The following is a 14,466-nucleotide window of genomic DNA, read 5'->3' on the forward strand; positions in this document are numbered from 1 at the left end:
TCCACCGTCGCTTACTGCCTTGTTGAACAATCCATGACGGGTTTTCTCTCCGTCACAACATAGGTAGTGGGTCAGCTTCCACGACCCCCGGATGCCAGGAGGTAGGTGCTCGTGACGTGGCGGACAATGAGCAAAGAAGAGCAGCGCGCGACAATGGCTGCGAAGGTCGCAGCCGCTCAAGCAATCCTAGAGGCTGAAATCGTCAAGCTCCATTCGGGTGAGGATTGGCTGAATTATCTTGACTTTGCGGCGAAGTTGCATGCTTACAGCCCCAACAATGCACAGCTCATCACCCTACAGCACGCCAAGGCATTCGAGGAGGGACGTGTAGAGGATCCGAGTCCTGGTTTCGTAGCGGGGTTCAACACCTGGAGAGCACTTGGACGACAGGTGGAGAAGGGACAGAGGGGCTATGCGATACTTGCTCCTGTGCGATACACGCAACGTAGCGTCGCCAACAGGGATGGAGTAGTTCGGGTTCTGCGCCCTGGTGAGGCACCCGATCCTGGAGAGACCGAACAAACCCAACAGGTACTCGGCGGCTTCAAGGTGGAGTATGTGTTCTCGCAGTCGCAGACGACTGGTGTGGCACTTCCGGAGCCACCAATGCCAAAGCTGCTGGAAGGTGAGGCGCCCTCCGGCTTGGGTGAGGCGGTCATGACCCTGGTAACGGAACGGGGTTTTACGGTTGAGACTGCTGCTTCTCTCACAGAACTCAAGGGGGCGAACGGCGTAACTGACTTCATGGCCCGTAGTGTCCGCATCCGCGAAGACATGGATGATGCGGCGATGGTAAAAACCATGATCCACGAGGCTGCCCATGTCCTCTTGCACGAAACTGCGCCCGGCTCGCTGCTTGACCGTCCTCGCCAAGAGGTCGAAGCCGAGTCGGTCGCCTTTATCGTGGCCGCTGCCCACGGCATGTCGAGCGGTGATTACAGCTTCCCCTACGTTGCCGCTTGGGCCGGTCCTGACCCAGCTAAAGTTATCGCCCAAACCCAAGCACGAGTCTCACAAGCCGCCAAGGTCATTCTTGGGGCATCTCCCGCTCCTCACACAACCGGAGGCAAGGTGCCCGGTATCGAATTGGCTCTAGCGCGGGCGGGATCTGAGCGGAATGTAGACCTGAGTCGACTTGAGCAGACGGACATCGGGCCCATAGGCGAGACCGATGTGGCGGCGTCCCAATGACGGCTATCTACGAAGCACTGATAGGGCGTGGAGCCGGAATCTTAGCTGGCCCGCATCCTGTTCTGCTCCTTTTCGTCCCGTGTGCCGTTGGGCTAACAGCGGGGACCGGCCCATTCACTGCTACTGATGATTCCATAGTTACCACAACTCATGTGCCCGCGCCTTGGACTGTACCCGCTGCGGTTGTCACTCAACGGGTTGCCGACATACTCAGGGCCGACACCTACGACCACTTGACGGTCATTCTCGCTACTGGAGTTGCTTGGGCGATGGGTCCGGCCGCCACAAGTCACGGTGCCTCTGCGATCTCTGTTGTGATTCTCTCTGCACCCCTGGCGCCTGTGTTGCAGGGACCGATTCCACGATTATGTTGTCTCAGCCATCTGATCGCGTTGGAGAACGGCCGCGTTCTGACTCTCGTCTCGCACCTTCGTGTCACTCTGCCCTCACAACTGGTTCTTGGCGTCGGCTGGCTTACCCGCCTCGTTGACGGCATGCTGACCAGCAGTGGCGCTGTGCTGTTCTGGTCATCATCCAAGTTCCACTTGGCCGTCCCTGTGCTCGATCACCCGAACTCACAGCTTGAGAGGCATGACCAGAGCACAGTTGTCGGCGAAAATCGCGACGCACCTCTGATCGGCTGTCACCACGTTGGTCAGGATCTTTCGACCTGGAGTGGGAGATAGCGATGCCATCACCGTCGCGCGGTAACCAGAGCGATGCCGACCTTGGCCTGATCGTCATCGTGGGCGTCATGCTGGTGCTGGGAACCCTGTACCTTGGCGGGCTAGCTAGCGCTGCCGTGAGCGGCCACGGGGTCCCGCGCTCTCCTCTTGGTGCGCTGGCGGCCTTCGCTCACCCTGGTGATCCTTCGATGGCCTGGGATGCTCCAGTCGGTGACCCAGTCATCTATTGGTCCACGCAACTGCTCCTCCTCACCGTCCTTGGCTCTCTGATCTATGGGGGTTGGCGAGTCTTCAAGCCGGCTCCGTCCCGACCACAACAGGCAAGCGCGGATCCGACGCAACTGGAAGGGATGGCTGAGCGTAAACACGTCGTGGTTGTTGCCGGACCGCGGACCTTGTTAGCTCAAGCCAAGGTACTCCGGCCATCGATTGACAAGCCCGGTCCTCATGACCTTGGCTTCTTCCTCGGAACGAGCCGTGGAGTGGAGTGCTGGATGGGGGTTCGGGACTCATTGGTGATCCTCGGACCGCCGGGTTCTGGCAAAGGCCTCAACCTGATCATCCCCTCGATCCTGGATGCACCAGGAGCCGTCATCACGACCTCGACCCGACCCGACAACCTTACCGTCACCCTGGCTGCTCGCGCGAGCGAGGGGCGACCGGTTGGCGTATTCGATCCACAGGGGCTTGCGATTGGTGCTCCCTCATCTCTGCGCTGGTCTCCGATCCGGGGTTGTGAGCGTCCCCAGACGGCGATGGTCCGAGCAGCCGCCCTCTGTGCGGACGCGGGCCGTGGGGTTACCGAGGCCAACTTCTGGCAGCAACAGACTCAGACAGCCATCCGGTGCATGTTGCACGCAGCGGCCGTGGCCAAACTACCCCCGGCGGTCCTCTATGAATGGAGCCTCTCAGCCGCAGCAGCCAAGGATGCCGTGGCGATTCTCTCGATCAACCCCAACGCAACTCCCACCTGGGATCGGGCACTCGATGCCATCGTGTCGGCCGATCATAGGCAACGAGACTCTGTATGGTCGATGGTCGGTAATGCTCTGGCTCCCCTCGCTGATCCCCAGGTGCTTGCTGCCGTGTCCCCCGTCGAAGGAGAGGACTTCGACCCGGTTGACTTTCTGAAACGCCGAGGGACGCTCTATCTCCTTGGCACCGCTACTGGCACATCGGCCACCGCTGGCTTGGTATCAGCGCTCGTCGAGGACGTGGTCGAGGTGGCTCGCCGCATGGCAGCCGCAGCCCCCGGGGCACGTCTCGATCCGCCACTTTGTCTCATTTTGGACGAGGCTGCGAACTACCCTCTGCCATCGCTTGGCTCGCTGATGTCAGAAGGGGGCGGCACTGGTATCCCAACGATGGTTGTTCTGCAGTCGCTTGCCCAAGCGAGAGACAGATGGGGCACCGAAACAGCCGAAGCCATTTGGGACTCAGCGACCGCGAAGATCGTGATGGGCGGCAGCTCGAACGCGAGCGATCTGGCCGACATCTCCCGGCTACTCGGCGAGCGTGAGGTTCAGGAGGTGAGCCAGTCGTATCAAGCTGGTTCCAAGTCGGTCTCTACCTCCATCCGGCGTGTCAACGTACTCGATCCGGCCACGATTCGGACCTTGAAGTTTGGCCATGGACTGCTATTGTTCAGAGCCTCACAACCGATCATCATGACCTTGCGACCCTGGATCAGCCGTCGGGATGCCGATAGCCTCCGAAACGATCAAGCCAGGATCGAAGCCCTGGTGCGCCAGGGCGCAATGGAGGTCCTGGGAGATGCGTGAGCCGCGTTTGGGCCTGGCCTGGTCTGGCCGACGCAGGGCGATGCGCCGCAGGTACAGCCTCTACATGAGTTCACCCGAGTGGTTCACGCGTCGTGAGCACTGGGTAAAGGAATGGAGTGACGCCCATGACGGGGGCACACCCCACTGTCTGATTTGTGGGATCGAGTGGACGCTTTCTGGTGATGACCTACACCATCGAACCTACGCCCGGCTTGGTCACGAACGCACCGCAGACCTGATTGCCCTCTGTCGTCCCTGTCATCGAGAGCTACATCGTCGGATGGAGGCGAATCCGGAGTGGCGAAGGCGACCGCGGGAGCAGGCGACCGACGTGCTTGTGGCACAGATGCGATATCAACGCAATTGGAAACAGATCAGCTAGCTATGGATTGTGATCACAACGAAGCGCGCCCTCCGATCCCTGATCCTCAGACGTCCTCTGATGAGGAAGGGGTTGAGAGCGAGGAAACCCCGAGACGCTCCCCTTCAATCGAGAACGCCTACGCACAGCTCTTGAGCGAGCTCGAAGGTGCCGATGACCTGAACATCCCCCCTCCAACCTTTTGGCCCGACATCCCGCTTGCCGATCTGCGCACCGAGTGGCTCTCACTTCGTGAGTGGGTCGAAAATCTCGTGCGGCGCTACCCCCACCTCGATCACCACGTCATCCCAAGTTGCTGGTATCTCCACAACGGTCACGTCGAGGCCCTCGCCGCGCTTCGAGATCATGAACGGATGAGCTTTGCCGAGAGCTCTCCGGCCTCCAGTCCGTCCCAGTGGCAGTGGACGTTTGCACAGATCGAGATGCGCCTGCGCGAGTGGACCGCACACGCCGGTTGCCTCTCTGTGCATCGCCCGACAACGGTCCAGCTCCGCCCCATTGATAATGATGAGTGGGAGAGCTTCTTGGCACAGGATTTAGCGGCGCGCCGCCACCTTTGATCGTGACTGGTTCATTGACGCTTTTCCACCTGTCCGTCGCGTGAGTAGGTGGTCCCTGAAGAGACCACGCGATAAGGAGGCAACAATGGCAGTCAAGACAGTGTGGCCAATTCATCATCAGTGTGGACATGACCAAGATCATGATCTCTCAGAAAAACGGGCGAGCGAGCGAGCTGGTTTTGCCCGATGGCTCGCCGGCAGAGACTGTGCTGAATGCTGGCGTATAAGCCGCGAGGCCAAGGAAACAAGAGCCAGCCAAGGTCGATTCACTGAGCACAGCGGACACCGAGCGCATCGCATCACACTATGGGAACGCAGATCGAGGATGCCTCACTTGGAGGGCTCAGACAAGGCGATCGAGTGGGCCCGAAGGGTCCGTTTCGATCTCCTGACCGCCGCTTATGCGTGTGTAGACACCGAGGACGGGTTCGTGGTCAGCGTTGAAGAGCCCGCTAAGAGCATCACGTCGGCCTCCTGGTGGATCGATCAGAGAGATGCCGACCCGGAGAGCCTGAGCGAATTAGTCCTCGATGCGGCTGGTGATTGCGTCACCAACACCGGATCAGTGAGCCCGTACTGAGATGACGACCTGGCTCGACCATCATGACATCGCGCTCGTCAATCGTGCGGTTCAAACATTGCGAGATGAGCAGCCTGCACGATGGGCTGAGTCTCTTGAGAGAGCTGGGGGCGATCCGCGGTTTGCGCTATGGCTAACGCTCGTCGACGATCTCGTCGCGAGCTACCCGCCGCTCGCCACCAATAACCCTCCATCTCTCCCGATCTCCCAACTACGCAGCCAATATTGTGCCGGAAGCTCCCCAATCTCCGCCGCCTCTAGCGCCCTGTCTGATGGGGGTGCCCACGCGACCACCGATCCATTCCCGATCACCCCTGGGAGGTGAGCATGTCTATTGATTTCCCAAACGTTCGTGCTCGCCACCCGCTTGCCGACGTAGCCCGCCGCACGGGCCTCGATGTGCCTACGAGCTCAGGCGATTACAAGGTCTGTTGTCCGATGCCCGACCACGATGATCCAAGGCCGTCCATGGTCCTTCACCTTCGCACCGATCGCTTCCACTGCTTCGGATGCGGGGCTCACGGCGACGTGATCGAATGGGTCCGCAGCATCTATCGCGTGAGCGTGAGTGAGGCTGTAGGGATGCTCGATGCCGGAGGCTCATTCCCCCCAATCCTCTCGAGATCCACGGGCCTTCCCAATACCAGAGCGACTGCTAGACCTGTCTCTGGCGCCGAACTGCCTGACCTCAATCGAACCTCTGCCGAGCGGGTCAGGGAGGCTCTGGCTGAAGCCTGGAGCTATTACAGCTATGCCAGGCTCCATGATGAAGGGTCCAACTATCTGCAAAATCGCGGCATCTTTGTCGTTGACCTGGAAACCGAGCTCGGCCGGCCGGTTGTCGGTCACACTCCCCACAAGTCACCTGACCAATTGATCGTTCGGCTCAAAGAGAAGGGATTCACGGATGACGAGCTGGTAGATGCTGGTCTGGCGCGACGCACCCCAGGCAGGCCGACGATCGACGCGTTTCGTGATCGAGTTGTGGTGCCTCTGCGAGATGGCACCGGGGGTGTGGTTGGGTTCATCGGGCGCTACGACGGTACGCGCGATGATGTACCGAAGTACCTGAACTGCACAAAGACCATAACCTACGACAAGTCCGTGAACCTCTACCGACCGAGCCGACATACCCTCGACCCTGACGCCCAAGTCATCGTCTGCGAAGGAACTCTCGATGCACTCGCTATCGCTGCAACTGCGGCGAGTGTCGGACTATCCGCCAAATTTGCACCCGTCGTTGAGTCGGGCTTAGCCATATCGGATGCGCAGTGGGAGACAATCCTGGCGATCCACCCTGGGTCCATAGTCCTCTGTGCGGATGGCGATGAAGCGGGCCGCAGGGCAAACGCACAGTGGGCGGCCGAGTTGGTCAAGAGAGGTCGCGAGAGCGTCATTACGTTCTGGCCGGATGGAGAAGACCCAGCCAGCTACCTTGCGAAACATGCATGCCCAGGATTAGCGTCCATTACCCGGGCCGAAGCCAGGCGGCCCCTTGACGATCCTTGTCGGCGAAGGCGAACGTATCCTGTGCCTGCTGACTTTGCACAGGCGCTCCTCCTGACTGATCTAGCAACAAGAACAGGGCGTCTGGGGGATCTGTCGGACTTGCAACCACTCAGCAGGTTCGGCCAGCGCAAAACCCGATCACACTTACGTAGAGCTGCGGATGCAGCTCGAGGCGTAGCTCCCGATGCGCTATTCTACACTTCACGGACCCCCAATGCCGGGGAGGCCAATTCTCGTTACGGTAACCGAACGCCTTCTGGCTGATGTAGTTACCGCGTGATCCATGCAACAGGCACCTAAGAGGTGAACACCTCTTACCGGAGGCCCGATGGCAGGTGGCCTCGACTCATCGCCTCTTTATCCCAGAAGCTGGCGTAGATACGCGGTTGCCCATTTGGCAATCTTGCTTCCATGAGTTGCTTCCACTGATTACGGATCCCACGAATCTGGTCGTCGAGGATTATGGCTGAAAGCGACTTGCGCATCTCATACGCAACGAGGTCGGCCATCTGAATCCCAATGGCTGATTCGGAGTTGGCGAACGTGATATCATCGAGCGGGCTGCCGGTGATTTCCTTAAGTTCCGCTGCGTATCGTCTTACTATTCCGCTGAGGTCACCCTTTTCGTCGCAAACGAGAACGAGTGCTTCGTGTGATTGGAATGTCATGTTCGTGTGGTGCTGTGCGTCCAGCATATCCTGCAAGACCTGAAAAAAGGCTAGAAGCCAGGGCGAATCGAGGTGAGCACCTGGATGGGCCCGGCGAATCATCGGGCCAGCGATCTCCTCGAAGCTGGCTAGGTCTACCCCAGTAGCATATATAGCGGGAACTGGCAGCGTGGTGTCGGTGATGAGGTCGCGGAACCGGCCGGCTAGCTCGCTCGTTCGCTAGGATTCCTCCACGACTCCCAGAAACCCTTACGGTGCTCACAATGTTCCATATGAAACTCGGGCATTTTGTACTCTTCGAGCAGTCGCTGCCAAGGCTGCGCTACGGATGGCCACTCTACAGCCCGAGCGAATACGCAGGCGATCGCCAAACTAGTGCCGTCTTCGCTCTCATCGCAATAGCCAGTGAACTTAAAGGGAATCACAATACCAAGCTACTACTAACGTGCTGCCCTGCTGTTGATGCGATTCTGCATCGAACCCGCTTGGTCGAGTAGAAAGACGATGCACGTCGGATTGGAACAGCTGATCTCTGCCGTGAACATACAACCCCTTTCAGCCAGACGCGAGACTTCTAGAAACAGAGTGGCAGCCGCACAGCCAGAATTCGTTCTGAGCCAAGTTCTATCACAGTCTCGTCATGCGTTCGATGAGTTTGTTCAAAGTTGAACTGCTCCGATAAGAGCAGTTCAACTTTGCGACGCAGAAATTAGCTTATTAGCCCTCTTCTCGGAGCCAGTGGGTGATTCGTATGTGGACTGACTCCTTGGACACGGGATTGAGAGCGTGTGGCGGCAACCGCGAAAGTGGGTTGGATCAGCTGGTGCCGAAGGGGCTCCACTGGCGCAGCTCTCGGGCTAAGCCCAGCTCTTCACGCCGCTATTTGATCGCGGCCCTGATCCAGGTGAGTCAGGGTCGTGATCGACGCGACCGGCGACGACAGAGACCGCCGACCGGGTGGAGGAGATGCCGAGGAGGGCGCTGACCATGTCTTCGCTTCTGTGCGGACATATACGAGCCCGACAGTTATGAATGGAACTTCTGCCGCAGAACACTAGGTGTTAAGGGACGGGCTATTCCGTTTTGTAAGGAACTCCAGGATGGCTCCTCTATCCAGGGTTACAATACCCAAAGGCCGACGAACGTAAGGTCATAGCTTCGGCAGGGCTTGGGCGTCGTACGTTTTCCTACCTCTATTGGTGTCAGAATCTAGACTGGTCGTTGGATTGACGGGGGGATCTAATGGAAGAGCTGCAATCGTTAACGAGGAGTGATGTCTTTATCCTAGGTGCTGGGTTTTCTAGAGCCGTCAACAGGCTGTTTCCACTGGCTGCTGACTTGCTAGTACCTATCCGTACGCAACTTGGCAAACAACTTGGTAGCGAAGTCCAACCGAGAGGTGGCGAACAGTTCGAGCAGTGGCTATCACGCTTGGCAGAAGGCCAGCCCTACCTGTCGCCAGATGCGAATCTAGAGCGCTCTGCAGCTTTTCTCCGAGTGAGCAAGAAGATCAGTGAGATCCTTACTTACCATGAGAACTCAGCACTTGAAGATCCTGAGCCCGAATGGCTGGCAAAACTCATCGCGACCTGGCACATCCGCCAAACCACAGTCATCAGCTTCAATTACGATAACCTCATAGAGGCTGCAGTACAAACCCAGACGTCGCGGCTTGGCGTAACCGTGGACAACATTTTGGGCCAGCTACCACCGCTGCCGCCGAACCTGATGCACGAAGAGGATCCTCCATCTCGAATTACGAACATAGACAAAGTGGGCTACGTCGTCAACACCCCAAAGGTAACTCCTGTTAGTACGTTTCGCCTCCTCAAATTGCACGGCTCGATCTCTTGGCATTGGGACGATGGAGATGACAGCGGCGCCACGCTGCAGCGTTGGCCGTACATCGGTGAATTTATGCAGTTGACAAGAGACCAGACTGATGACATTGTCAAGCAATTTCCCGGCCGTGTACCCTTTATTGCCCCGCCGTCAGCGACAAAGTCAAAGTACCTTAGCAACCGCGTTCTCCGTGACTTCTGGAGAGAGGCGTTCCATGCGTTGCAAAATGCCGCGAACATTTATTTTCTTGGATATTCGGTGCCTCCGCAAGACCAGGCGGCAATGGGTCTGATCGTCGAGGGTATTGGTGACCGCAAACCAAGAATTCACATCATCGATATCCACGCTGACACCGTGAGAGACAATTTGGCCAAGTTGCTCGTTAGATACGAGCCGTCCCAAGGAGAACAGGAAAAGGGCATTCTGGCGAAGAAGGTGACCAGGCTCAAGCGCCGCTATCAGTTGCAGCTCCACTCAGGCGACGATTCGATCAAGAACTTTGCGGACTCCTACATCGATGAGCTGGCAACTCAGCTAGCTAATAATCTAACAGACTACGCTCGCGGTCTACCAGCGATTGACCAAGTCATAGAGGTGGACAGCACCGATCCAAATTTTAAGATCAACCCAGTTGTTGGACGCATATTAGCAATGGATGGAAGAAACCCTAAAGCAATGGACTTCGACGGGATTACCATTGAGAATGGCATCATGACGATTCCGTGCCGAATTGGGAATCTCCCGGACGACAATGTAGCACTTACGAAACTGTTGCGACATTTACAGACAACAGATGTTAGGAAAATAGTTCTTGGTTCATCGAAACAAACCGACGGGGATGCTGGAGAAATCGTACCCATAGTCGATTATCGACTTAAGAGCAATACGCAGCCCGTACTTCTTCACCCGTGCTGGCATTCGCTGCATCTTACTCCCTTCATCGTCCGGGCACCATAAGCCCAGCCTCACTATGCCGGGATGGAGAACATCAACTAATGGATATCGCAGAAGGCACCCTCATCCAGACAACCCCTGAATCCTCGATTACAGTAGTTCCATGAACCTAACGGATCTTCTCGATAAGCTCACACGGTTGTCTGCAAGCTTTTCTCAACAAGGAACAGCCTTTGAACGAATGATGCGAACCTACCTCCAGACCGACCCCCTCTACTCAGACCGCTTCGAGAAGGTCTTTAGTTGGATGGAGTGGCCGGACCGGCCAACCAGGGAGCGCGACACCGGAATCGATCTCGTTGGAATCGAGCGAGATGGCGGTGTGTGTGCGATTCAGTGTAAGTTCATCCCTGCCGGCCAAAGCGTCTCAAAGCCAGCAATCGACAGCTTCCTGTCGGCCTCATCGAGAGAGCCCTTCACCTCACGGCTGATCATCGCAACAACTGACCACTGGAACACCAATGCAACCAATACATTAAAGGACCAGCGTCCTCCGGTGCAAAGACTTGGACTCTCTGATCTCCTTGAGTCACCGGTCGACTGGTCGAAGTTTGATCCCACGATTCCAGATAGACTCCTGCGACTCTCGGTTCGGACCCTGTTGCCTCATCAAAGAGCAGCTATTGATGATGTGAAGAAGGGTTTTCGCGAAGCCGATCGAGGAAAACTCATCATGGCCTGTGGAACCGGCAAGACCTTCACCTCGCTCCGGCTCGCAGAAGAGATCGTAGGACGTGGCGGCCACGTACTCTTTCTCGTTCCCTCCATTGCTCTCCTAAGCCAAGCCCTGAAGGAGTGGACCCGCGAGTCAGAGATACCGCTCCAGTGTCTCGCCGTCTGTTCTGACACCGAGGTCACTCGGGACTCAGAGGACAGCCGCACCTTTGACATCGCCTTACCAGCTACCACCAAGCCTGAGCGCCTGGGTGCCCACCTTGAGACCGCAAGACAGAGGGCACAGGCACAAGGTGATCGGGAGCCGATGTATGTCACCTTCTCCACGTATCAGTCCTTACGGGTGATCGAAGAGGCCCAGCGAGATTTCGGTTTCCCGGAGTTTGATCTCATCATCTGTGATGAGGCCCATAGAACCGCAGGTGTAGCTACCGAGACTCATGACTCTGCCTTTGTGCTCGTGCATGACAATGAGCGGATCAGAGCAACCAAGCGCATCTACATGACCGCCACTCCGAAGGTCTATGGAGATAGGGCAAAGTCCAAGGCCACCGAGGCGGAAGTCATTCTCTACTCGATGGACAACGAGGCCCACTTTGGCAAGGAGTTCCATCGTCTTGGCTTTGGCGAGGCGGTAAGGAGAGAACTGCTCTCGGATTACCAAGTGGTGATCTTGGCGATCGATGAGTCCTATGCTGCCCAGACCCTACACTCTGTTCTCACCGATTCAGATTCTGAGATAAAACTCGATGACGCTGCCAAGTTGCTGGGTTGCTGGATGGGACTCGCCAAGATCAGTGATAGGCCAGAAGAGTTCGCCAATGATCCAGACCCCATGAAGACCGGAGTCATCTTCGTCAATACCATCAATGGATCTAAGGAGGTTCAAAAGACCTTCACCGACGTCGCCGCGCAAGCTCAGCTCCAAGGGATCGGGACCAATCGTAATCTGCCTAGTGTCGAGATCAAACACATCGATGGCACTATGGGGGCACTGGAGCGCAATGGGGATCTCAACTGGCTTAGAGAGCCAACCAATGAGTGCCGACTCCTCACCAATGCCAAGTGCCTCTCTGAAGGGGTAGACGTACCATCCCTTGATGCCGTCATGTTCTTACAACCCCGCAAATCTCAAGTCGATGTCGTCCAGGCGGTAGGGCGAGTAATGCGGCGAGCAGAGGGGAAACAATTTGGCTATGTGATTCTCCCGGTGGTCGTTCCCTCCAATGTTGATCCCGATGAGGCGCTCGATCGGAACAAGTCCTTTGAGGTCGTCTGGCAGATCCTTCAGGCACTAAAGGCCCATGATGAGCGCTTCGAGGCAATCATTAACACTTTGAATCTTGGTGATCCAGCGCAGCGCAAGATCAACGTGATCGGGATAGGGGGTGACTCTGAGGAGTCTGATAGCACCCACAAGGAGACGTTGAACGAAATCAACACTCAGGCAGCTCTCTGGCCAGAACACATCGAGACCGCCATCTTTGCCAAACTCTCAAAGCGACTCTCCAGCATCAAGTACTGGCCCCGGTGGGCCGAGGACGTTGCAGTACTCGCTGGTACCTATGTGACCCGTGTCAAAGAGGCGAAGAATCGATCGAGCGTATTTGCTGACAATCTTGCGAGCCTTGTCGAGACGCTTCGTGAAAACATCAACCCGAGTATCTCTGAAGGTGACACTATCGAGATGCTCGCCCAGCACATGGTGACCAAGCCGGTCTTTGATGCCCTCTTTGGTGACTATGACTTTGCGAGCTCGAACCCAGTATCAAAGTCCCTAGATGCAGTCGTCGCCTACCTCATCGATGAGGAGGGAACTGAGTCCGAAGTCAAGGATCTCGAGCGCTTCTATGCATCGGTCAGAGAACGTGCGCGAGCTGCGAAGACTAAGGATGCCCGCCAGCAACTCGTGAAGGACCTCTACGAGAACTTCTTCAACAAGGCTCTAAAGCGCACCACCGATCGCATGGGGATCGCCTATACACCGATTGAGATCGTTGACTTTATGTTGAAATCTGTCGCCGAGCTCACCCAAACCTACTTTGGTCTTGAACTCAAAGACTCTGGCGTCCATGTGCTAGATCCCTTTGTTGGAACTGGGAGCTTCATTGTGCGTCTCATCGAACTTGGACTTCTAGGGGAATCCCTACCTGCCAAGTACCTAAGCGAACTTCACGCCAATGAGATCCTTCTCCTGCCCTACTACATCGCAGCGGTCAACATCGAGTCCGCCTATCACGCGATGACCCAATCCGAGACGTATCAACCCTTCAACGGCATTGTCTTAACCGATACCTTCCAGTTGAACGAATCCCACAGCCATATGGGGGAGACAGTTTTTCAAGCCAACTCGCAGCGCATCGAGGCGCAACGGCGGGCTCCGATTACCGCGATCATCGGGAATCCGCCGTATTCGGTTGGACAAGGGAGCGAGAATGAGAACGCCAAGAACCTGCCATATCCCCATCTCGATTCACGGCTTCGAGAAACCTACGCGTCAAAGACAAGGGCGAAGGTAAAGAGTCTCTATGACTCTTACGTCCGTGCACTTCGTTGGGCTTCGGATCGCATCGGGGACTCTGGGATCGTCTGCTTTGTGACCAACGGGGGTTGGCTACGCGGAGAGTCAGGCCAAGGAGTACGAGCAAGCTTTGAAGAGGAGTTCGATGCCGTCTATGTGCTAGATTTGAGGGGCAATCAGAATACCAGCGGCGACATGTCAAAGCGAGAAGGTGGCAAGATCTTCGGCGGAGCCAGCCGAGTTCCAGTAACCGTTCTCATGCTGATCAAAGGGGGAGCGGACACACAAACACCTCGGGGTGTCTTTTACCATGACATTGGTGATCACTTGAGCCGAGAGACCAAGCTCGATCAACTTGTCCAGTTCAACTCGACAGCAGGCGTCCCATGGACACGGATCAAGCCAAACGAACAACACGACTGGGTCAATCAGCGAGATCAAAGCTGGTATGGACTCAAATCCTTGAGGCTCTATTGACATTCATGTGGATAGATTTGGCCTGGATCTGATCCATAGCCCCAGTTCAGTGGGGGTATTTGAGGCTGAAGTAGCCACATAAGAAACGCACACGGTTTCTGAGCTCTAAATTTGGTGTTGGAAACCCATCAAAAAGGAGTTCAGAACCGTGCGCGCTACCTCTCTAGTTAAGCAGATGCTGGGCCTTCGCAGTGTCACCGTCATCGAGGTTTTAGTTCGTCCACACGAACTGCTGGTAAAGCTCAGGCTTACCCGATCGCGGTTGGTATGCCCTAAGTGCTCCTATACGACCCGGTCCTGTTATGACACGAGAACGCTCGACTCCCGATGGAGACACCTCGACATCGGGATTCACCAGACGTGGCTCTCGTGCCAGCTGAGACGACTCCGGTGTCCAACCCACGGGGTGATCACTGAGGCAGTACCATTTGCCCGACCAGTTGGGGAGTCGCGGTTTACGAGGGACTTCGAACACCTGGTAGCTTGGGCATGTGCCAAGATGGATAAGACCACGGTGACAAAACTGCTCAGAGTCGCCTGGCGTACGGTAGGAACGATCTGTGAACGAGTCGTCACTGAAGAGCTCGATCCCAACCGTCTTGATGACCTCTTCATTCTCGGGGTTGACGAGATCAGTTAT

Annotated in this window: 12 protein-coding genes; 11 read left to right on the forward strand and 1 reads right to left on the reverse strand. The window is 56.6% G+C overall.

The annotated features are described in order from the left end of the window. Positions 1 to 126 precede the first annotated feature (126 nt). From FEAC_RS12030 to FEAC_RS12065, 8 genes are all read left to right on the forward strand, one after another. Positions 127 to 1,191, forward strand: coding sequence for an ArdC-like ssDNA-binding domain-containing protein (locus FEAC_RS12030; protein WP_052566336.1), 1,065 nt, complete (start codon positions 127 to 129; stop codon positions 1,189 to 1,191). After that, entirely contained in the window at positions 1,188 to 1,877 is a 690-nt protein-coding gene (locus tag FEAC_RS12035) for a hypothetical protein (RefSeq protein ID WP_035390770.1), read from the forward strand. The genes FEAC_RS12030 and FEAC_RS12035 overlap by 4 nt, the downstream gene beginning before the upstream one ends. A gap of 2 nt (positions 1,878 to 1,879) precedes the next feature. Then, the gene (locus FEAC_RS12040; protein WP_035390772.1) at positions 1,880 to 3,658 is read left to right on the forward strand and encodes a type IV secretory system conjugative DNA transfer family protein; all 1,779 of its coding nucleotides are present in this window, start codon (positions 1,880 to 1,882) and stop codon (positions 3,656 to 3,658) included. After that, on the forward strand, positions 3,651 to 4,040 hold the full coding sequence (locus FEAC_RS12045) for an HNH endonuclease signature motif containing protein (RefSeq protein ID WP_035390774.1): 390 nt from the start codon (positions 3,651 to 3,653) through the stop codon (positions 4,038 to 4,040). Before FEAC_RS12040 ends, FEAC_RS12045 begins: the two co-directional genes overlap by 8 nt. 2 nt (positions 4,041 to 4,042) lie before the next feature. After that, entirely contained in the window at positions 4,043 to 4,600 is a 558-nt protein-coding gene (locus tag FEAC_RS12050; RefSeq protein WP_035390775.1) for a hypothetical protein, read from the forward strand. Between the two features lie 85 nt (positions 4,601 to 4,685). Then, a complete protein-coding gene (locus tag FEAC_RS12055; RefSeq protein ID WP_035390782.1) occupies positions 4,686 to 5,180 on the forward strand; it encodes a hypothetical protein in 495 nt (164 codons plus the stop codon). A 1-nt stretch (position 5,181) separates the two neighbouring features. Next, positions 5,182 to 5,505 carry a hypothetical protein gene (locus FEAC_RS12060; RefSeq protein ID WP_035390784.1) on the forward strand — a complete coding sequence of 108 codons (324 nt, stop codon included), beginning with the start codon at positions 5,182 to 5,184 and terminating at the stop codon, positions 5,503 to 5,505. A 2-nt stretch (positions 5,506 to 5,507) separates the two neighbouring features. After that, positions 5,508 to 6,953 (forward strand): CHC2 zinc finger domain-containing protein, encoded by a 1,446-nt coding sequence (locus tag FEAC_RS12065; RefSeq protein ID WP_035390785.1) that lies wholly within the window; start codon positions 5,508 to 5,510, stop codon positions 6,951 to 6,953. A gap of 50 nt (positions 6,954 to 7,003) precedes the next feature. Here the strand turns inward: FEAC_RS12065 and FEAC_RS12070 are convergent, their stop codons facing one another. Beyond that, positions 7,004 to 7,459, reverse strand: a complete 456-nt coding sequence (locus FEAC_RS12070) for a DUF3800 domain-containing protein (protein ID WP_035390786.1) — start codon at positions 7,457 to 7,459, stop codon at positions 7,004 to 7,006. Positions 7,460 to 8,599: 1,140 nt separating this feature from the next. Here FEAC_RS12070 and FEAC_RS12080 point away from each other — a divergent pair. The 3 genes from FEAC_RS12080 to FEAC_RS12090 form a co-directional block, all read left to right on the forward strand. Beyond that, positions 8,600 to 10,156, forward strand: a complete 1,557-nt coding sequence (locus tag FEAC_RS12080; RefSeq protein ID WP_035390789.1) for a hypothetical protein — start codon at positions 8,600 to 8,602, stop codon at positions 10,154 to 10,156. A 100-nt stretch (positions 10,157 to 10,256) separates the two neighbouring features. Continuing rightward, positions 10,257 to 13,826 carry a restriction endonuclease gene (locus FEAC_RS12085; protein WP_052566337.1) on the forward strand — a complete coding sequence of 1,190 codons (3,570 nt, stop codon included), beginning with the start codon at positions 10,257 to 10,259 and terminating at the stop codon, positions 13,824 to 13,826. 148 nt (positions 13,827 to 13,974) lie between these two features. Then, on the forward strand, positions 13,975 to 14,466 hold a 492-nt coding region (locus FEAC_RS12090), incomplete at its 3' end, for a helix-turn-helix domain-containing protein (protein ID WP_160290398.1).

It is taken from the genome of Ferrimicrobium acidiphilum DSM 19497 (assembly GCF_000949255.1).
GTDB lineage: Bacteria > Actinomycetota > Acidimicrobiia > Acidimicrobiales > Acidimicrobiaceae > Ferrimicrobium > Ferrimicrobium acidiphilum.